Below are 20,218 nucleotides of genomic sequence, written 5' to 3'. Positions count from 1 at the left end.
TGTTGTCGCGTGATGGTTCGTGATGACGAGCGCTTGGGTGCCATGCGATGGCAACTACCTTTCATCTCTTGGATGTTTTATTCTTACTAAGCTACCACTGACATGATTAAAGTAAGCATGAGCACAACCGCTACACTTTCCAGCAAATTCAAGATATGCATCCCGAAGGCGATACGCGAAGATCAGCACTGGCAGGCTGGTCAGAAATTCGTATTTATTCCGAAAGGGACAGGTGTGCTTGTTATACCTGTACCCAAGTTCGATGAGTTGGCAGGTATAGCCAAAGGCGCGAACAAGCAAAACTATCGTGATCGTAAGGATCGCTATTGATGGCTGGTTTGCTGTGCGTAGTCGATACCTCTGCATGAATAGAATGGCTTACGGGCAGTGCGGTTGGTGAAGCGCAGGGCAGACATCGTCGCGCAAACCTATTAACTCGTGGTGCGTATGTCAAGGGGCTGCCTGGCGTTTCGTTATTGCCAAAGTGCATCTGAAGTCTTACCACTCTTTTACCCACATAAGCAGCCATTCGTTGACATCCCCCCCTCCCTTAAGTGAGGGGATTCCTACCGTGTTCAGTCCGCAGGGACTGACTCACCTCGGCGGGTTCCTGCTGCTGGCGACCTTACTGCATCGCTCACTTCACAGGCAAACCGGGCGTGTCCCGCCCTTAGAATATTGATCGCGCCGACCAGATCAGCATTTTCCTCGAAACCGCATTCCCCACACGCAAACTGCGCTTGTGTTTGCCGGTTATCCTTGGACACATGCCCACAAGCCGGACAGGTGCGGCTGGTGTTCTGTGGCGGTACGGTAATGAGATAACCGCCGTTCCATGCCAGCTTGTAGTCCAGTTGGCGGCGAAACTCAAACCAGCCCTGATCCAGAATGGCCTTGTTCAGGCCGGATTTGGCCCGCACGTTTGTTCCCGGTTTTTCGGTACTGCCTGCCGCCGACTTGGACATGTTCCGTACCTGCAAGTCCTCGATACACACCATCGCGTGGTTTTGGCTGATCGTGCTCGTGGCTTTATGCAGGTAGTCGCGACGGGTGTTGCCGATGCGGGAATGGATGCGCTGGACGCGGGCTTTAGCCTTCTTCCAGTTGTTGCTGAACTTGGTCTTGCGGCTCATGGCCTGCTGCGCTTTACGCAGCGCCGTTTCGTGTCGCTTGAAACTGTTGAGGGGTTCGAGATGGGAGCCATCTGAGAGCGTGGCGAAGCGGGCAATGCCCATGTCGATACCCACTGCCGTGGTGGACTGCGGCAAAGGCTGCTCAACCTCACGCTCAGTCTGGATCGACACGAACCACTTGCCGCCCGACAAGCTGACTGTGACATTTTTCACCGTACCAAGCGCTTCCCGGCTGTTGCGGTAACGCAGCCAGCCCAACTTGGGCAGGAAGATTCGGGCATTGCCCTGATCGAGCTTGATCTGTTTGGGGTCGGGGTAGCGCAAGCTTTCGCACTGGCCTTTCTTTTTGAAGCGCGGGAAGTCTGCTCGCTTGGCGAAGAAGTTGGCATAGGCGCGCTCAAGGTCTTTGAGCGTCTGCTGTAGCGGATGCACTGGCGCATCCTTGAGCCACGGCGTTTCAGACCCATTGCGCCACGCAGTGAGTTCCTTGCACAACCCGGCATAGCCCAACTTCTTCTCGCCTTGCTCGTAACGCGTCTTTTGCAACGCCAGCGCTTTGTTGAATACGAACCGGCAGGAGCCAGCGAAGCGGCGCATCTGGCGCTGCTGCTGGCCGTCGGGCCGAAGTTCGTATTTAAAGGCTTGGAGGCGTTGCATGGCTGGAACTATATTCTTGGCCTATGAGTAACGAAAATGATATTCGACACGGTAGACACTGTGTATTTATGATCCACGTCCACTTGGTCTTTTTGACCAAGGGTGTGTCCAGCCGGATGATTCGTAAGAAGAGCTACCCGAGCATCCGCAAGAAACTGTGGGGTGGTGCCCTGTGGTCACCGTCCTACTTTGCGGGTAGCTGTGGGGGTGCCCCCATCGAGATCATCCGCCAGTACATCGAACAGCAGCAGACGCCACACTGACCGCCCAAAGGACGCCTGCGGCGTTCGCGCTATCCTTCCCCAGCCTAAAAGGCCGAGGCTTGCCGCGCACCGGGTCAAATTGTGGCTCAAATGGTAAAATGTTGCTCCTTCTCTGTAGTTCTCCTCGGCTTTCCCCATGATCATCCTCAAAAACGTGACCTTGCGTCGCGGCAGCAAAGTATTGCTGGACCAAGCATCTGTCACACTCAACCCCGGTGAAAAAGTCGGCCTAGTCGGGCGCAACGGCGCCGGTAAATCTTCTCTGTTTGCCGTGCTCAATGGCACGCTGCATGAAGACGGCGGCGAGTTTTCAATTCCGGCGCAATGGCGCATGTCGCAAGTTGCCCAAGACATGCCTGAAACCGAACAGAGTGCGACAGACTTCGTGGTTGAGGGCGACATCACGCTCAAGGCGGCCCAAGCCGAAGTTACTGCCGCCGAGAACAGCGATGATGGTATGCGCATGGCGCACGCCTACATGGCATTGCATGATGCCGGCGCGCACGATGCCCCGGCACGCGCTGAGGCGCTTATTCTTGGCCTGGGTTTTAGTGTTGCCGAGCTGGATCGTCCGGTAAACAGCTTTTCGGGTGGTTGGCGCATGCGGTTGCAGCTGGCACGCGCCCTTATGTGCCCGTCTGACTTGCTATTGCTTGACGAGCCTACCAACCACCTGGATCTGGACGCCCTCGTGTGGCTTGAAGCCTGGCTCAAGCAATATGCAGGCACTATTCTGGTCATTAGTCATGATCGCGAATTTCTGGACGCGATCACCAACGTTACCCTGCATATTGATCAGGCCAAGTTGGTGCGCTACGGCGGCAACTACAGCAAGTTTGAAGACATGCGCGCCGAGCAAATGCTGCTGCAACAAGCGGCACATGCCAAACAGCAAGAAAAAGTTGCGCATCTGCAAAAATTTATTGATCGCTTCAAAGCTAAAGCGAGCAAGGCCAAGCAGGCACAAAGCCGGGTCAAGGCTCTGGAGCGCATGGAGAAGATCGCGCCGATACTGGCCGATGCTGATTTCCAGTTTCAGTTTAAAGAGCCGCTCAGTCTGCCCAACCCCATGTTGACCATATCAGACGCCAGCTTTGGTTACCCGCCCGCGCAAGACGCGCCTGCTGGCACGCCGCCTACGGTGATTGTGCAAAACGTCAATCGTTCGGTATTGGCCGGGCAGCGTATTGGTATTTTGGGTGCTAACGGGCAGGGCAAGTCGACCTTGGTTAAAACCGTAGCTGGTGCGCTGCAGGCTACGTCAGGTGAGCTTATTACGGGCAAGGGGCTGAACATTGGTTACTTCTCGCAGCAAGAACTCGACGTGTTGCGGCCCGCTGACAACCCGCTGGAGCACATGATACGGCTGGTGCGCGATACCCCTGCCGCTGTGCGGCCCAGCGGCATGGACTGCCGTGAACAGGGCCTGCGCAATTTCTTGGGCACGTTCAATTTCAGTGGTGATATGGTCAAGCAAAGCGTGGGCAGCATGAGCGGGGGCGAAAAGGCCCGCCTGGTGCTGTGCATGATTGTGTGGCTGCGTCCTAACTTGCTGTTGCTTGATGAGCCCACCAACCACCTTGATCTCGCAACCCGCGAAGCACTCAGCGTTGCTCTTAATGAGTTTGAGGGGTCTGTGATGCTGGTTAGCCATGACCGGGCCTTGCTGCGCTCGGTGTGCGATGAGTTCTGGCTGGTGTCGCGTGGCGGCCTTAAAGACTTTGACGGCGATCTGGACGACTACCAGGTCTATCTGCTGGAAGAGGCAAAGCGCCAGCGCGATGTTGCGTCGTCGGCGCGCAAGGCGGCGTGACCAGTACGTAAACAAGAGCCCCTCGCGTTGATGAGTCACGCGAGGGGCTTGTTGTATCTGCAGCACCTGCCTTTAGCCAGACGTCATGCCGTATTCATTATCTACGCATACTGGTGCGTCAGGCTCGGCCCACCTTCATGTTCAGCAAAAACAATGCGCCGCATTGCTCTGGTGCTTCTGAGGATGATGGGCCTTGTCTTCATCGTGGCAGTGCAGGTAGCAGCTACCTCATTTGCTCAGCGACAGCCCCGTCTTTTTAACGAATTCGTCCCAGCGTTTGTATTGCTCTACCGCATAGCGATCAACGGTTGGGCCGTCGGTGGCCATCACTTCAAAGCCCAGGCCGGTCAGCCTTTCTTTGACTTTGGGATCATTCAGGGCTTTCTGGAAGGCATCGGTCAGATGGTCGGCGACATCTTGAGGTGTTTTGGCGGGCGCGAAGATGCCGATCCAGGAGTAGACCTCAAAATCGGGGTAGCCTGACTCTTGCACCGTGGCAACATTGGGTAGGTCTGGCAGGCGTTTGGCGCCGGTAACTGCCAAGGCCTTGATGTTGCCAGAGGCAATGTGTGAACTTAATGCGGCATAACTCAGGAAGGTGATATTGGCCACATCGCTCAATAAAGCCTGGATAGCCGGGCCGCCACCGCCGAAAGGAACATGCAGAAGCTCAATGCCCGCCTTGCGTTTCAAGTCTTCAGCGGCCAGATGGTTTAGCGACCCGGCACCTGTCGAGGCATAGCTGTACTTGTCCGGGGCTTTTTTCGCGGCGGCGATAAACTCTTTTAGGTTGTTGCCCGGCGTTTCTTTCGACGCGCCAATCACCAGTGGAAACCGTAGCGCAAAAGTAATGCCCTTGAAGTCTTTGAATGTATCGTAGGGCAGTGGCCGTATGATGGGGTTGATCGAATGGCTGTCAAAGCTGACCAGCAATGTATTGCCGTCGGGCTTGCTCGCGGCCACATATTGGCTGGCAATTTGCGTTGCGGCGCCAGGTTTGTTTTCGACGATTACATTGCGACCCAGTATTTCTGCCAGCTTGGGCTGGATAAGGCGGGAAGCGATATCTGTGCTGCCACCTGGCGGAAAGGGCACGACCAATTTGACGGGCGGTTGATCGGCGTGGGCTGTTGACAGCGCCGATAGCGCCAGCAAGCAGGTGCCCGCCACCTTGAGCACCCTGGCGCCTGAAAAACGTCGTTTACGCGTGTATTGCATTGTCTCTCTCCTGGCTTTTATTTTGATGTTTTGAAGTGAATCAGCCCATCCATTGGCTGACAGGTACAGCCGTATCCTGCAGTTGCTGTGAAATGATGTCAATTAGAACAGGCCCGTCGAACGCGATGGCTGCTTTAATGGTTTGGTCTAGTTGTGCTGGGTCTTCGACACGAAAGGCCTTGATGCCGAAGGCTTCAGCCACCCGCGCATGATTGGTCTGGTCAAAGTCGACGGAAAAATAACGTTCACCATACCCTGTTTTCTGGCTTGCCTTGATCCAGCCGAATACTGAATTAGAGAACACAATCATTTTCAGAGGGATGTTGTGTCGTCCAATGGTTTCCAGTTCGCCGCAGGTAAAGCCAAAGCTGCCGTCACCCATTACCGACACGATCATGGCGTTTGGCCGGCCAAATGAAGCTCCCATTCCGGCCGCCATTGCAAAGCCCAGGGCGCCGTGAGCGCGGTTGGTGATAAAGTGGCGACCCGCCTGAGGTGCGTTGAAATACGCCGAAAAATAAGGGCAAGGCGTGCCTGGGTCGGCCACCACAATGGCTTCGGCAGGCAGAAAACGGTTAAGCGCGTCGACCACGCGTTCAGGCTTGATAGGCGTATCGTTCGATTTGGCCAGTTCTGCAAAAAACCGGTTCTTTTCTGCGTGCGCTTTCTGAACAATGGCGTAGCCGTCCACAGCGCCGTCTACCCGCTGGTTCAGGCGAGGGGCGATGGCTTCGTTTAGCGCCGTCAGCGTGAGCAGAGCGTCCCCGACCAAACCGATTTCGGTGCGGTAATTGGCGCCGACAACCATAGGGTCTGCATCGATATGGATAACAAACGCCTTGCTGTCGGGGAATTTCCAGTGTTCAGTCGTGGTGGACCCAGCGCGGCAGCCAATAAATAATACGAGATCGGCTTGCTGGACCACTTCACGCGTGGCAAGCACCCCGCCGTTTGTGCCGACAACGCCAGCATTAAGAGGATGCTCATCGGCAAGGCTGCCCTTGCCGCTGACTGTGGTGCAGACTGGTGCTTTCAGCGATACGGCCAAGGCTTCGAGTTGTTGGCAAGCTGAAGATAACACCACGCCACCGCCGCAAATGATGACGGGCGCGCGCGATGCCACCAGCTTTTCAACGGCCTGCTCAATATCGGGTTGGGCGGCGCACGAACGCATAGACGGGAACGTTGCGTGTTGTGGCTGAGCCCAGATGTCTTGCGCGTCGACCTCGTGCTTTTGAATATCGTAAGGCAGGCAGATATGTGCCGAGCCAGGCTTGCCGGTTGTCATCGCCCGGAAAGCGCCACGGATGGCACCGGGAATCTGGCTGGCTAAGTCTATGGTGGTATTCCATTTTGTGAGCGGGCGATAGAGCGACTGCTGATCCAGTTCGGTCAACGGGTACTTGCCGCGTGATACGACAGAAACATCTGACGTAATGCCCAGTACTGCGACCGATGACTCATTGGCTTCAACCAGGGCGGGTAGTAAATATGTAGCGCCACCGCCGCTGGGGCCTTCGCAGACGCCGACTTTACCCGTGACGCGCGCATAGCCGTCTGCCATATAACCCGCACTGCGTTCGTCACGAGTAAGGATATGGTCTATGCCATGGTCCAGGCGCGCCAGCGCATCGTAGAAGGGCAGACTGGTGTCTCCGCAGAGACCAAAAATATGCTTTACGCCATTGAGTTGCAACATTTTGACGACTGCTTCGGCACCGTTCAGTTTGGACATGCGTCATTCCTCGTGTAATTTAAGTATGCAAAACAGTATACTTAATTGGATGCAAAATAAAAGTGCCCCGTAGAAAATGAGATAATCCGGGTGCCTTTCAACCAGATCATTCTTTCTATGCAAGCTCGAACTATTTCCTCCGAACGCGGAAAACGCGGTGAAGACGTGCTGGATCGTCTTCGCAACATGGCGATCTTTTATGAGTTCAAGCCAGGTGAAAAGCTGAACGAAGCGGAGCTGGCCGAGTCGCTGGGTGTCAGCAGAACACCGGTACGCGAAGCATTGATGGCGCTGTCTTACGAAGGCTTTCTGGAAGCGTCAGGTCGTGGCTATGTGCGACGCAGGCTTGATGTTAAAGAAATGAAAGACCTGTACGAGCTGCGCCTGGCTATCGAGAAAGAATGTTGCCGCTACGCGGCGCAGCGCGCCACAGACGAGCAAATTGCAGAGTTGGGCGAATACCTTACGCGTAGTCGATCGGTTGCACCGTCTACCTCTGTTAACGAGTTGGTTGAGCTGGACGAAGGCTTTCACGCCAGGCTCGCCAAAATGACGGGTAACGCCGAGCTCGAAAGAATGATGGTCATGATCAGCCGTCGTATCCGATTCATGCGATGGATATCCATGGATAACACCATGCGCGCCTCGACGCAGGATCAGCATAAGGCCTTGCTGGAGGCCTTGCGGGAGCGCGATGCAGAGAAAATGCAGTCACTGATGACAGCGCATATCTCATTGCGCCAGGATCAAATTGTTGAGGCTGTTACGAAAGGGTTGGCGAAGATATTTTTGTAGAGGTTATCGTTTGCGATACTCGTTCGCTCGTGTGTTTGTGTGTTCATGTGTTCATGCGGGCGCTCGCCTCGCGAGCTTCACAATAAACTAAACAGCCAGCCCGCTACAGCGCAACCCATAACCACCATCCAGGGTGGAAGCTTCCAGAATACGAGGGCGACGAGTGCAATAAGTGCCAGACCGAAGTCGTGCGCCTCAAGAATGGCACTGCTCCATACAGGCTGATAGAGTGCAGCCACTAATAATCCAACGACCGCCGCATTGACCCCAGCCAGCGCGCTTTGTGCGCCCGTATTTCGGCGTAGGCTTTCCCAAAATGGCAGCGCACCGAAAACCAGGAAGAATGAGGGTGCGAAGATGGCCAGCAGACATATCAGTCCAGTAGCCCAGCCGGGCATCGCCGTGTTTATGGAGGCGCCCAGGAAGGCTGCAAAGGTGAACAGCGGGCCTGGCACAGCCTGTGCCGCGCCGTATCCATCGAGAAACAATGCATTGCTAACCCAACCGGGCGGTACGACTTCGGTTTGCAGCAAAGGCAGTACTACGTGACCTCCTCCAAACACCAGAGAACCCACACGGTAGAACGCGTCTACGATGGCGAGGGTTTGATTCAGGAAAACGTGGGTAAGTAGCGGCAACCCAATCAACAAGAAGAAAAACAGCGCCAGCCAGGCCAGGCCAGTTTTGCGACTGATTCTGACGGAGAGGTGATCTTGATCTACGCGCTGTGGCCCCTTAAACATCAATCTGCCCGCAATGCCTGCGGCGGCGATGACCCCTATTTGAGTCCACGCAGAGGGTACCCATAAAACCAGGCAGGCCGCGATCACCATAAGCGTGACCCGACGACCGTCCGTACACAGTTTGACTGCCATACCCCATACCGCCTGAGCGACCACGGCAACGGCAACGATCTTCAGCCCGTGTAAGACCCCTGATGGGACGACATCGGGATGGGTGGCAATGCCCATGGCAAACAGGATCAGGGCGACGGCTGAAGGCAGCGTAAAGCCCGCCCACGCCGCCAGCGCACCACCGTAGCCAGCGCGCGACAGCCCCATAGCAATGCCTACCTGACTACTTGCAGGGCCAGGCAGAAATTGGCACAAGGCGACCAGATCTGCGTAGCTGTTTTCGGACAGCCAGCGTCGTCGCGTGACGAACTCGTGGTGAAAATAACCCAGATGTGCAATGGGCCCGCCAAAGGAGGTTAATCCAAGGCGAAGGAAAACAAGAAAGACAGACAATACGCTGCGGTCATCGCGTGCATCAGACATGGGTAGGGCACTGTCTTTGAAAAAAGGGCAAGTATATTCGCTACTCTTGTCGGCTGCTCGCAGCGCTGACATGCGGGTTGAATTCGCGTAGTTCATCATCGGCGTGGCGCAGAAAGGCCTGCGAGATTTTTGCGGCTGTTACCCCTACGGCTGGCCTGACAACAAGCTGCATGTTGCGTAAGGCGATGACGTAAGTGCCGTCATCCTGAGCCTTGGCTTCGGCATTGGCGACCTTGCCAAGCTGCGCTGCAACCGCCTGGGCGTCGGACGCCTCAATAACAATGTGATCCAGAGACTTTGCCCCATTGTCATGGCGTATAGCGTCTTCATTCCAGACAAATTCTGGGGTTAGGTGCTGACAAAAATACATGCGCAAACCAGCAACAGGCTGCGCCGAAAAACGCACCGTATCAAACTGCGCCAAATGTTGTTTGCCCTGGAAGATCAAAGGTCGCTCCAGGCGCAACACGGGGTTGACCTCGAAGCCTTCTTCGCGCAAGCGCTCAAATGTCGCCTGTGCGTTCTCGGTTTTGAACACCAGTGCATCCAGGCCCAGGGGCTGCTCGGCAATTTCTTTGCGCGCTGGGGGTTTTCCTGCGGGCCATCCAAGCAATTCTATATAGGTGGTGTCCAGCGGAATCAGGCGATTAATCGACCCAAGGTTATGGACGGAAAGCTCTGTCAGACGATACCCATCTTGCTCGAAATGTGGTGCGCGCTCCATGAGTTGGTCGCGCATCATCAGGACGAGGTGATCGAAGGGAGCGGGGGCGCTTTTGGGGTGCAATGTTTTCACTATATCAACCTATGGACGAGTTCAATCGGGTTAATGCCGAGCGGTATGCTGCCAGGTTTTCTCGCTTGTCGATCGCAAGTACCAGCACTATCAGTGTGCCATCTTCTACGTTGTAGACCAATCGATAGCCTTGTTTACGCAACTTGATTTTGTAGCAATTGCACAACTGGCCTCGTAGCTCAGCGCCCGGAACATGCGGTTGCTTTAGTCGTTTTTTGAGTAGCTTGCGAAATGTTTCTTTGATGCTTCCGTCGAGCGCCTTCCACTCGTCGAGTGCAGCAGGAATAAACTTGAGGCGATACATACTAGGTACTGTGCAAGCTCAGATTGATTCGACGTCTACCTCAATAGCGGTGTCTTTTAATGCCAGACGTTGTCTTGCGAGCTTTTCGAGGCCACGATCGGCGAGCTCGTCTACCAGTGCCTCAAAGAGGGCAGGCGTCACCATGTAGAACGCAGGTCGATTGTGATTTAACACGGCCACAGGTTTTTCGCCAGCAGTACGTAAAACTTGGGCAGGGTTTTTCTTGAATTCTGACATGCTTACTGAAAAATCTGCATATATCGTATCCATATACGACTCCTTTTTAGGCGCTAATTATAGAGCTTAATAAGATTCTTTATAAATAGCTGCATATGGCGCTTTTTACGTTTTTCATCGTGTTTCATTTCCGTTTAAAAGCCAGGCCAGAACATGCTCATTGCCCACCCCAATCAGGCGATTGCTGTCGAGCGAAAACGTGAGATCGGACAGCGTGACGTGGGGTACAAGCAGGTGCAGTGGGTTGGTGCCGGCACGTACATCCCAGAGCACCAGATTGCGGCCGTAGCTGTGAACCGCGAGCCAGCGGCCGTCAGGAGAGGCAGCCACCAACCGAACCTGATCGGCGTCTGGCAATACGGCAGAATAAAGCAATGTGGCCTTGTCAGTATCGAGTACATGCACGCCTGCGCCTTGACCCGAACTCTGGTCGTCCAACCTGAATGCCGTCGCCAGCCACTTGCCTTTGGCTGACGCTACGCCTGGTGCATATGTTCTGGCAGCACGTGGGTCCAGATACGGAAAGTGAGGTAACCCTGGAGGTGCCTGCACGCGTGGTGGCACTGCAATCGAGCGCAGAACCCGTCCGGTTTGTGGGTTTAGTTCAGCCACGCCCTGGTCGTCATCGACCCAGGGGTGTGTGCCGCCCGGAAGTAAACGCAAATCATTGAAAAACCACTGCACACGTGGAACCGGTTGTGGTGAAGATAAAGTTAAATTGCCCAGTCGCTGCAATGTGCCCACCGAGTATGAAGCCATGATGGGCCCTTGCTCATCTATCCACCATTGGGCAGTGTCCAGTCGCGGACGCTTTCCAGGTGGAAAGTTAATCCTTACCAACCCGTCTTCCTGTGTGTAGTGAAACAGGCTGTCGTGCTGGCCATCAAGCTCCTGGCCGGTAAACCACAGCTGTTTGCCGTTCAGGCTGGCTATCAGTTTGTCGGCGCCCGACATGCCTTGCCACAGCACTTGCGGCTCGGTTGCGTCTGGCACCAGTCGCCACAGCTCGGCAATCGATAGTGCCACCGTATCATTTGAAACCAGTCTCTCCACGCCTATGATTAAGCTGCCGTCAGCCTGGGGGCGTACCGCTCGCAATTCGATGCCGTCAGTGGTTCGAAACGTGCGAATAGTGGGTTTGATTTGTTGCCCATCTTTGGCAGGAATACGCCATTGCGGGGCTGGCAAGGTGTTGGGCATAGACACGGTCGGTATCCATACCTCTGGCGATTCGGCCAGACGAATTGCTGCATTGGGCAACGCCGGTGTGATCGCATTTAGGGCGGCCTGGAACTCAGCGGCTGGCACCAAGAGCTGGGTCTGAAATTGGGGCGTGTCGGCGAGCGCCCAGCTTGGCGGATTGCGAAGACTGTGTCGTCGTTGAATGGTGATGGCCGTGGCGGGGCGACCCAGCACAGGCTCGACGTTCAAAATGTCATAGTCATCAGTACGATGGTGTTTGCCGAATTGCTGTTCCCGCTGGTAGCGCATGCGCTGCGTTTTTTTTGAAATTCACTGGTTTTGCGCAAAATATCTGATGACGCCTGCGTACTGGCGTCCAGAAGCTGCAGGCGCCTCACGCGCTCGTTGTCAGTGAGTGCACCGTCCTTCACGGCTTGTGCAAGTTCGGGGCGGTAAACATTTGTGATGAGGGCTGCACGCAAGTTGGGTTGTGCGGCAAGCATCATTTGTCGCCATACCTCGGGTAAATCAGCCAGTGCCAAGGCGGCATCTTCTACCTGATGGCCTTGCTGCTTCCACGCTTGCGCAACAAGCGGGCTTACCGCGTTGTAAGGGGCATCCACCAAAATCACCACGGCGTCTGAAGCAACCTTGCGGTTCTGGCCCATGACTAAAACGGGCGTTCGCATACCGCGTGGCGTTCTCGATGCCAACGCGCTTGGGCTGTCTTCCAGGCGCCAGTCGCTTTCAGTTTGAGTAGGGAAGGGCATCTGCGCGTGGCTTATGCCACAGGCCAGCACGTACAGCAGTAGCCACGAGACAAGCGTTTTTATGCTGTGTGTTGGATGCGTTGCTTGTTTCATTGTTTGCTCTCACTGATAGGCTGGTTCTTGCGGAACTGCCTGCGGTGAATTAGCGCCTCTTGCGCGGCTTAGGCTCGACACCGATGCGCGGATCGTGCGCTAATACGAGGGTAGTGATTTTGTCTGCTGTCACTTCAAATGCTTCGTTGTTTTGGGAGACATACAACCACTTTCCCAACACAGCATGTGGCTGCAGGATTGGCATCTCTTCAATGAGCGCAGCGTGGGACACGTGTGAAGTGCAGACGAGCAAGCCATTCCATGGTTCGTTGCGATCGCCTATAACCAGGCATAGCCTGCCATCGACATAGGCCGCTTCGCAGCCGAACATTTTGGTGTGGATATAGCTTGGTTCGTGCTCTAGTTTCTCAAACACCCAGGCGAGTGAGTTGCTGTGGGGAGCCTTGTTGGCAATATCCAAAATAGCTTTTGTTCTGGTCATGGTTTCGTCTGCCGCCTCCCCCACCTCTGGCTGTTCTCGGGCCCCGTCTTCAGCGCATACGGGCGCGCAGTTGTTCAGGCATCGTCACAGCGCATGACTACATTACCAATGACTTTGCCGTTTTCGACAGCCTGGTGGGCGGCGATGATGTCCTGCAATGGGAACACCTCACCGATAAGATGTTTAAGCGAATCTTCTCTCAGAAAGTCTTGCAGCCCATTAAGTGCGCGGCTCCGTTGAGCAGGCGTAAGTTCGTACACCAGAAAAATGCTAAGTGTGATTGAGCGCATTAGCCAGGAGCCAAACGTTAATGGCCCTACCTCGCGGGCGTTCGAGCCATAACAAACAAATTGGCCATGCGTGGCCAATACGCCTTCATCTACCAGTTTGCTGCTTGTTGAGAAGTCCATATCGATAATCGCGTTGACGCCTGCGCCTGACGTGATGTCTTTGACGCGATCGGCGACGGATTCAGTTTTGTAGAAAACAATGTCGTCAAAGCCGGCATCCTGAAGCACTTTGGCTTTTTCTTGTGAACCCACAGTGCTGATTACGCGTGCACCGTGCAGTCTGGCCATTTGGGCGGCATAAAAGGCCACCCCAGAAGTGCCGCCAATGACCAGCACGGTTTGGCCTGGCTCCAGATGTGCGAGCTCAACAGCGCGATAGGCTGTCAGCGCAGGAATGCCCAGGCAGGCACCTGCTTCAAAAGAGATTGCGTCGGGCAATTGAACAGCTTGCTGCGAAGGCAGGGCGATGAACTCGGCGGCGGTACCCAGGGGGCGGTTGTACTGGCCGTTCCAGATCCACACACGCTCGCCTATACGAGAGGTTTCCACGCCTTTGCCTACGGCCGTAATCATGCCGGCACCATCGCTGTGTGGGATGACGATGCCCTCCCGAACCGGGCGGGTGCCCCCACGCGACTTGACGTCAGAGGGGTTAACGCCCGAGCACACAAGCTGGACCAGAACCTCGCCTTCAGCAGGCTGAGACTGAGGCTGTTCGCCGTATTGCAGAACATCTTGGGCGGAACCATTTTTTGCGTACCAGGCAGCAAGCATTCGTCTTCTCCAGAGTTAAAAAAAGCGATGCTTCAGTGTACCTATATAAGTCGCGACATCGCGCGATTGCATTGGTGACAAGCTTGCACTCAGCCGTTTCGTCGAACGATTTTCCCGGCGAGCACGGTAGCCCATTGGCATAGCGGCAATCGAAATGTATGCCATAAGGCTGACAGCCGCTTTAATTGTCCCTAAATTCCGGCGACCAATGCAGCAGACGCCGCTCAACCAAGGTAATGCCATAAACCAGCACGATCCCCACGATAGAAAGCAGCACGACGGCGGCAAACATGTCAGTGGCGTTTAGCGTCGCCAGCGCGGTAATCATCAAGTAACCCATGCCGGTGGTTGAGCCTACAAACTCGGCGAGAACCACGCCAATGAGTGCAAAGCTGATGGCGTTGGGCAAGGAAGCAAACGTCCAGGCGGCAGCAGTGGGAATGCGCACACGCCACAGAATCTGCCGTGGCGAACCGCCCAGTGTTTCGCAAAACTGCAGCAGTTCACGCTCAACGCTGCGTCCACCCTTGTAGGTATTGAAGAACACCAGAAAGAAGACCACAAACCACGAGGTCACCACTTTGGACGCAATGCCAAGACCAAAAAACATGGTGATGAGCGGCACAAAGGCGATGCGCGGCATAGAGTTGAAAGCCACGATGAAGGGGTTGAATACGTCTGCCAGGAAACGATTGCGACTGAGCGCTACGCCTACGATAAAGCCGCTGCCCACGCCCACGAACAGCCCAAGAAACGTCGCCCGAAGTGTTAGCCACAAATGCGGCCATACGGAATCGGGTCCAGGCTGCATCCACTCCCAGAGCCGGACGGCGATTCTGGAGGGCTGGCTAATGAAAAAAGGGTCAAAGACCGTGTTGTCGACAAACCAAGGTATGCGGGTAAGGATCTCCCATGCGCCCAGCACAACGGCGAGAATGCCTGCTTGCCACAATGTGATTTTGAATCGGCGGTAGGTCGCGGCTTTCCTTGCCTGGGCCAGATGGTCGGCCTGGCCTTGCGGTGTTCCCGAAAATGCTGTGTTCATGTTTCTACCTCGGCTCGCCCTGCCCGCAGGGCGAATGCATCGTGTGATTCAGGCCGCTGCGCGGAACTGTTGTCCCAGCACACTCCAGATACTCTGGAAATGGGCCACAAACTGTGGGCTCTCCCTGACGGTGAAGACATCTCGCGGGTGTGCAAGATCAATGCGCTCATCCAGCAGCACCTCGCTCGGCGGTGAAGACAACACCACAACGCGATCCGAAAGGGTTATGGCTTCGTCAAGATCGTGCGTCACCATGACGATGGTCTGGCCGAGCTTGCGCCAGATCTCCATCAGTTCGTGATGCAGGTGGGTTTTGGTGTGCGTGTCGAGTGCGCCGAACGGTTCGTCCAGCATTAACAGGCGCGGTTCAACGGCAAGGCTCATGAGTAGGGCCACACGCCGGCGCATGCCGCCGGAAAGCTGGTGTGGGAACGCGTGTTCAAACCCCGTAAGGTGACCTAGTTCAAGCAGCTGAGCAACTTTCTGTTTGACCTGCTTTTCAGGCACACCGTGAAAACGCAGGCCCAATGCCACATTCTTGTAGACGTTGTACCAGGGCAGTAATGTGTCTTTCTGAAAGATATAGCCCAGTGTTGGGTGCAGCTTGCCTTTGACGGGCACGCCGTCGATTTCTATTGTGCCTGCGGTTGGCTCCAGAAAGCCGGCAATCATATTCAGCAGGGTGCTTTTGCCGCAGCCCGAAGGCCCGACAATGGAAACGAATTCACCCTGTTCGATCTTGAGCGATACGTTACCCACTGCCCAGGTATAGCCACTGTCGGTCTGGAACGCCTTGGAGACGCCGCGCAGTTCAATCACGATGCCATGCCTCTGGCTTTGCGGACAAATGACATGTTCACGCATTTTTCATAGGGCACGGTTTTCATCTGCTCATTGGAAAACTGCCGCCCGTCGCCCATGATGGCAGCCATACGGTTGTACGCTTCTTCGGTAATGATGTTGTCCTTGAGCCAGACATTAGCCTTGTAGTCTGTCACGGCCTTGAGCACAGAAGGGCGGCTGAGTGCTTTCAGATAGTCTTTGTAGACGACGTCGGTAATTTCTTCGGGTGTGTGGTCGTTGATGTAATCCTGAGCCTTGACCATGCCATCAACGAAATGCTGGATGTCTTCCGGGCGCTTTTCAATGTCGTCCACCAACGCGTACGCGGCGATGCCAGGTACATCGCCCTTCATGTATTCATTCCAGACTTTACTATCGATGCCGTTAAAGATGGGCGTGCCCCAGCCTTCGGCAACCGCTTGTTCCATCATCGATGCTGTCGCCATTGTGGCTGCTACTGAACCCGTCTTCAGGGCAGCAAGCATGGTGGCCAGATCACCAAGAGGGCGAATATCCACCTTGTTGCCTATGCCCGCCTGTTGCATCAGATAAATGGCCATGAGTGCCGTCACCGAGCCCGGTTGCGTTGCACCGATTTTCTGGCCGTCCAGATCTTTGAGTGTGCGGAATTTGCCGCTGTCGTAGTCGGCTTTACGCACCAGCACATTGGCGTAGGTCATGCGGCGATCAAAGCCAAAAATCAGTGCTGCTGGTTTGCCTGCAATAGTGAGGGCCGGTGCCGCCGTGGCAGCGGTTGCACCCACCATAATCTGGCGCGCAGCCAATAGCTGGTTGGTGCGCGGGCCACTTTGCGTGTTCAGGTATTTAACATCCAGACCGGCATCGGCGAAATAGCCCTGCGCCAGCGCAACATAGCCTGCGGTGAAGATTGGGTCTATGCTGCCTTGCCCGTAGGAGATCTCTTTTAGATCGGCGGCTCGGGCAGCGCCGGCCCCGAACATGCCAATACACGACATTGCGCCGGATGCCAGCAGCAATTGCCGGCGCTTTAACTGCATAATTTTGGTTTGGTTGGCCATAATGGTTTATGACGCTGCCACGCTGCGTGCGACCTGCTGTTTGGTGCCGCCTCACCCGGCGCTGCGTCTTGTCTCCCGAGTTTGTTTGTTATGTCGATGCTGTATGCGCAATGGCGTGGACACCATCGGGTTGGGCTGCACGTTTGACCCGTGCTGCGTCAATTGAAAGTATAAACAGACGAAGGTGTAATGTCTTTAGAAGAGCATGGTCTATTATCTTCGAGCGGCTTCAGCTGCCATCCCATCGGTCGTCGTCCTGCTCATAATTCTCTTTGTGTCTTCTCTGGTGCTTTGGCTGCCTGATACGATGATGGGCACATAGCCCGCTGTTGCGGTATCCGGCGCTGTGGCTGAACCTATTTGGTCATGGCACAATAACAATGGCGCCGGTGGTTGCCCGGTTCTGGGCGGTGGTGTGTGCCTGTGCCACTTCGGCCAGCGGGAAGCGGGCTCCAATGTGCGCGCGCACGATACCTTGTCGATAGGCGTCGAACACCATGGCGGCATTGGCACGAAATGTTGCCAGATCGGCGTTGTGCGGGAAAACAGAGGGGCGTGTCAGATAAAGACAGCCTTTTTTGTTCAGCAGCTCGACATCAAACGGTGCAATAGGCCCCGAGGCGGCACCGAATACCACCACGTGTCCGAAAGGCCTCGCGCAATCGAGCGAGCCTGGAAAAGTATGCTGGCCAACCGAGTCGTACACCACTGACGCCTTTTTGTCGTCGGTTGCGGCGACCACTTGGGAGACCCAATCAGGTTGAGAATAATCGATGGCAACGTCGCATCCGGCATCGCGGGCAATGGCACATTTTTCCAGTGACCCGGCTGTGCCAATTACGGTGGCACCCAAGGCTTTGGCCCATCCGCTCAAAATCTGGCCTACGCCACCGGCGGCGGCATGCACTAATACGATATCGTCTGGTCCCACGACATAGGTTTTGGTAAGCAGGTACTGGGCCGTCATGGCCTTGAAAAATATTGCCACGGCCGTTTCATCGTCTATGCCGGCCGGCAATTTGACGACACGTTCGGCCACTACGTTCCGATGTGTGGCATAGGCACCTATACCTGCATTCATATAGATGACGCGATCGCCTACCTGCAAATCGGCAACGCCATCGCCCAGTGCTGTGATGACGCCCGCTGCTTCATGGCCCAATCCTGTTGGCGTGGGCAGCGGATACTTTCCGCTACGCTGGTACACATCAATGTAGTTGAAGCCTATTGCGGTTTGCTTGAGCTGCACGTGGCCTGCAGCGGGTCCAGGCAGGTCTGCGGATACCAGGTGCATTACATTTGGCTCACCAAATTCTGTTAGCTGTACAGCATGTGTCTTGGTCATGAATATTGATCTCCTCTCTATCTTTATTTGTGGACAATAGTAAAGCAATGCGGAAGCGCTACGTTTGTTATCGGCGCTTCGGCACGGGTTGGTGTTGATGCGCGCGGCTGGCTTCGAGGAACACTTGTGCGCGACCCCACGCAAATACGTCTGCTACCGGAGTGGAAGCCTTGGCGGGCGACCGTTTGGCGACGTATGAAGCAATCGGTTTTGCGGAACACCCCGACGAATCATCTCGTACACTAGAACAACTAAAACTAATTGAAAGAGAGACACATGATGAAAACTCCGATTCTGTCGGCCGTTTGTCTGAGCCTGCTCGCCTATTCTGTGGCAGGCGCCGCAGACACGCCAAAACGAGACGAGTTCTTTTGGCTGGGTGAGATGAACAAGGCAAGCCTGGTCATCAATTCCGACGAGGGCCTGATCGACAAAGCGGAGGCGCCGGGCTTTGCTGCGGGTATTCAAACTGTAATTGATGCTGGTAATGAAAAAGGTGGCAAGCGTCAATCGACCGTAATTACGTTTGAGCCGCTGATGATAGCCGCAGCCGGGCAAGAAATTACCCTGCTGCACGCGGGGCGCTCCAGCCAGGACATGCACGCTACCTTTCGCTCTGCCATATTGCGCGACGATCTTCTTTCGCTGGCACAGCGTCTGCAAAAGACATCCACGACGCTGGTAAATCTGGCAGAAAAGAATGCAGGCACCGTGGTGCCCAACTATACGAACGGCGTTGCAGCACAGCCCAACAGTTATGGTCACTATTTGCTTGGTCATGCGGCGGGTCTGCAGCGCGATGCGCAGCGTATTCGCGAAGCGTATGTGCGTGTGGACCGATCATCGATGGGTACAACCGTGCTCAATGGCACAAGCTGGCCATTGAACCGTGAACGCATGGCACAGTATTTGGGCTTTGCCCGCACGGTGGACAACGCCTATGACGCTGCCCAGATTTCGTCCATGGATGAGCCTGTCGAGGTTGCATCCATTGTGACAACCGTCGCGCTGCATACCGGCAATTTCATCGAAGATCTGATGACTCAGTATGCACAGCCGCGTCCGTGGATTTTGCTGCAAGAAGGCGGCGACAACACCTATGTGTCTAGTGCCATGCCGCAAAAGCGCAATCCTGGTTTGCTCAACCGTACACGCAGTAGCGCTTCTACCGCTTTGACGCTGGCATTCGGCCCCATCATACAGACGCACAACATCACACCGGGGATGGCCGATCCGAAAAGCGCCAAAACCAATAGCGAAATGGTTGCCAGTGCCATGAAGGCCCTGAAAAATTGGGACGACGTGATGAAGGCGCTGGTGGTAGACCCTGAACGCGCCCTGGAAGAGCTGAACAGCGACTGGACAGCGTCACAGGAGCTGGCAGACTCGTTAATGCGCAATCACAAACTGCCTTTCCGTATCGGACACCATTTTGCATCGGAAGTGGTGAGCTACGCGAAGAAAAACAATATCAAGCCGCTGGATTTTCCTTATGCGCAAGCGCAACGTATTTACGCAGAGGTCGTGCGTGATACGTCATACGCCAAGGAGCTTCCTATGAGCGAGGCTGATTTCAAGGCCACTCTGGACCCTGTTGCCATCGTAAACAATCGCGCGACGGCGGGTGGACCACAGCCTGCAGAAATGAAACGCATGATCGCGGCAGCTAAAAAAGATCTTGCCGATCAGCAGGCTTGGGTCGATGCGAAGCACAAGGCCATCGATACTTCGCTTAAACAGTTGGACGGTGACTTCAGCAAGCTTTTGGAAAAAACTGGCGATACCGAGCAAGCTAAAAAAGCGAGCTAAGGCTGACCACAGGGCCTGGCGGAACGTGTTGGCCGGACCCAGCCAGGCTGTCTGAATATGAAGCGGGACAGACGGCATATGATGGCCGGACCCGGCCAGACTGACTGAATATAGGGCGAGACAGGCGGCACATGTTGGCCGGGCCCAGTCAGATTTTCTGAATATAGGGCGGCACTGGCGGCGAATGTTTGCCGGGCCTGAGCCGACCACGGGGCTTGTAATACGGTTCTGGATTAGGGGACAGGGTTAGGCGTCAGGGTTAGGCGTCAGGGCTAGGCGTCAGGGCTAGGAGAGGCGCGAATCACCGGTTTATAAGGGTCGTTCAGCGGATCGTAAGACTAATGATTCGTATTTGCC

Annotated in this window: 20 protein-coding genes; 5 read left to right on the top strand and 15 right to left on the bottom strand. The window is 55.2% G+C overall.

Features of this window, described 5'->3' with window-relative positions; all coding sequences use genetic code 11:
• The first annotated feature begins 117 nt into the window (after positions 1 to 117).
• Positions 118 to 330: an AbrB/MazE/SpoVT family DNA-binding domain-containing protein gene (locus tag FQ179_RS10475; protein ID WP_149397250.1), complete on the top strand. Its 213-nt coding sequence runs from the start codon at positions 118 to 120 to the stop codon at positions 328 to 330.
• A 245-nt stretch (positions 331 to 575) separates the two neighbouring features.
• On the opposite strand, the gene FQ179_RS10470 is transcribed toward FQ179_RS10475, so the two are convergent.
• Positions 576 to 1,790, bottom strand: coding sequence for an RNA-guided endonuclease TnpB family protein (locus tag FQ179_RS10470; protein ID WP_149397249.1), 1,215 nt, complete (start codon positions 1,788 to 1,790; stop codon positions 576 to 578).
• Between the two features lie 23 nt (positions 1,791 to 1,813).
• On the opposite strand from FQ179_RS10470, the gene FQ179_RS10465 reads away from it, so the two are divergent.
• Together FQ179_RS10465 and FQ179_RS10460 are read left to right on the top strand one after the other, a co-directional pair.
• The gene (locus FQ179_RS10465; protein WP_149397248.1) at positions 1,814 to 2,053 is read left to right on the top strand and encodes a transposase; all 240 of its coding nucleotides are present in this window, start codon (positions 1,814 to 1,816) and stop codon (positions 2,051 to 2,053) included.
• A 136-nt stretch (positions 2,054 to 2,189) separates the two neighbouring features.
• A complete protein-coding gene (locus tag FQ179_RS10460) occupies positions 2,190 to 3,866 on the top strand; it encodes an ABC-F family ATP-binding cassette domain-containing protein (protein WP_149397247.1) in 1,677 nt (558 codons plus the stop codon).
• A gap of 228 nt (positions 3,867 to 4,094) precedes the next feature.
• On the opposite strand, the gene FQ179_RS10455 is transcribed toward FQ179_RS10460, so the two are convergent.
• Both FQ179_RS10455 and FQ179_RS10450 read right to left on the bottom strand, forming a co-directional pair.
• Entirely contained in the window at positions 4,095 to 5,084 is a 990-nt protein-coding gene (locus tag FQ179_RS10455) for a tripartite tricarboxylate transporter substrate binding protein (protein ID WP_149397246.1), read from the bottom strand.
• 40 nt (positions 5,085 to 5,124) lie between these two features.
• The gene (locus tag FQ179_RS10450; protein WP_149397245.1) at positions 5,125 to 6,819 is read right to left on the bottom strand and encodes a thiamine pyrophosphate-binding protein; all 1,695 of its coding nucleotides are present in this window, start codon (positions 6,817 to 6,819) and stop codon (positions 5,125 to 5,127) included.
• A gap of 117 nt (positions 6,820 to 6,936) precedes the next feature.
• On the opposite strand from FQ179_RS10450, the gene FQ179_RS10445 reads away from it, so the two are divergent.
• Positions 6,937 to 7,614 (top strand): GntR family transcriptional regulator, encoded by a 678-nt coding sequence (locus tag FQ179_RS10445; RefSeq protein ID WP_149397244.1) that lies wholly within the window; start codon positions 6,937 to 6,939, stop codon positions 7,612 to 7,614.
• A gap of 77 nt (positions 7,615 to 7,691) precedes the next feature.
• Here the strand turns inward: FQ179_RS10445 and chrA are convergent, their stop codons facing one another.
• The 12 genes from chrA to FQ179_RS10385 form a co-directional block, all read right to left on the bottom strand.
• Entirely contained in the window at positions 7,692 to 8,891 is a 1,200-nt protein-coding gene (chrA, locus tag FQ179_RS10440) for a chromate efflux transporter (RefSeq protein ID WP_149397243.1), read from the bottom strand.
• A 40-nt stretch (positions 8,892 to 8,931) separates the two neighbouring features.
• Positions 8,932 to 9,687, bottom strand: a complete 756-nt coding sequence (locus FQ179_RS10435; protein WP_255474943.1) for a VOC family protein — start codon at positions 9,685 to 9,687, stop codon at positions 8,932 to 8,934.
• A gap of 4 nt (positions 9,688 to 9,691) precedes the next feature.
• Positions 9,692 to 9,991: a type II toxin-antitoxin system RelE/ParE family toxin gene (locus tag FQ179_RS10430; protein ID WP_149397242.1), complete on the bottom strand. Its 300-nt coding sequence runs from the start codon at positions 9,989 to 9,991 to the stop codon at positions 9,692 to 9,694.
• Between the two features lie 18 nt (positions 9,992 to 10,009).
• Positions 10,010 to 10,261 (bottom strand): type II toxin-antitoxin system prevent-host-death family antitoxin, encoded by a 252-nt coding sequence (locus FQ179_RS10425; RefSeq protein ID WP_149397241.1) that lies wholly within the window; start codon positions 10,259 to 10,261, stop codon positions 10,010 to 10,012.
• A gap of 81 nt (positions 10,262 to 10,342) precedes the next feature.
• On the bottom strand, positions 10,343 to 11,719 hold the full coding sequence (locus FQ179_RS10420) for a WD40 repeat domain-containing protein (protein WP_149397240.1): 1,377 nt from the start codon (positions 11,717 to 11,719) through the stop codon (positions 10,343 to 10,345).
• On the bottom strand, positions 11,656 to 12,273 hold the full coding sequence (locus FQ179_RS10415; protein ID WP_149397239.1) for a hypothetical protein: 618 nt from the start codon (positions 12,271 to 12,273) through the stop codon (positions 11,656 to 11,658). The genes FQ179_RS10420 and FQ179_RS10415 overlap by 64 nt, the downstream gene beginning before the upstream one ends.
• Before the next feature lie 49 nt (positions 12,274 to 12,322).
• A complete protein-coding gene (locus FQ179_RS10410; protein WP_149397238.1) occupies positions 12,323 to 12,715 on the bottom strand; it encodes a hypothetical protein in 393 nt (130 codons plus the stop codon).
• 74 nt (positions 12,716 to 12,789) lie between these two features.
• Complete coding sequence (locus FQ179_RS10405) at positions 12,790 to 13,779, bottom strand: NADPH:quinone reductase (protein ID WP_149397237.1); 990 nt, start codon at positions 13,777 to 13,779, stop codon at positions 12,790 to 12,792.
• A 181-nt stretch (positions 13,780 to 13,960) separates the two neighbouring features.
• Positions 13,961 to 14,824 (bottom strand): ABC transporter permease, encoded by an 864-nt coding sequence (locus FQ179_RS10400; protein ID WP_149397236.1) that lies wholly within the window; start codon positions 14,822 to 14,824, stop codon positions 13,961 to 13,963.
• A 48-nt stretch (positions 14,825 to 14,872) separates the two neighbouring features.
• Complete coding sequence (locus FQ179_RS10395) at positions 14,873 to 15,643, bottom strand: ABC transporter ATP-binding protein (RefSeq protein ID WP_255474942.1); 771 nt, start codon at positions 15,641 to 15,643, stop codon at positions 14,873 to 14,875.
• Complete coding sequence (locus tag FQ179_RS10390; RefSeq protein ID WP_149397234.1) at positions 15,640 to 16,707, bottom strand: ABC transporter substrate-binding protein; 1,068 nt, start codon at positions 16,705 to 16,707, stop codon at positions 15,640 to 15,642. Before FQ179_RS10390 ends, FQ179_RS10395 begins: the two co-directional genes overlap by 4 nt.
• A 364-nt stretch (positions 16,708 to 17,071) precedes the next feature.
• Complete coding sequence (locus FQ179_RS10385) at positions 17,072 to 18,052, bottom strand: quinone oxidoreductase (RefSeq protein WP_149397233.1); 981 nt, start codon at positions 18,050 to 18,052, stop codon at positions 17,072 to 17,074.
• A 276-nt stretch (positions 18,053 to 18,328) separates the two neighbouring features.
• Between FQ179_RS10385 and FQ179_RS10380 the strand changes: the two genes are divergently transcribed.
• Positions 18,329 to 19,861 carry an argininosuccinate lyase gene (locus FQ179_RS10380; RefSeq protein WP_223146233.1) on the top strand — a complete coding sequence of 511 codons (1,533 nt, stop codon included), beginning with the start codon at positions 18,329 to 18,331 and terminating at the stop codon, positions 19,859 to 19,861.
• The last annotated feature ends 357 nt before the right edge of the window (positions 19,862 to 20,218 follow it).

Source organism: Pusillimonas sp. ANT_WB101, assembly GCF_008369125.1.
Taxonomy (GTDB): domain Bacteria; phylum Pseudomonadota; class Gammaproteobacteria; order Burkholderiales; family Burkholderiaceae_B; genus Allopusillimonas.
This window is presented reverse-complemented; position numbering and strand designations above follow the sequence as displayed.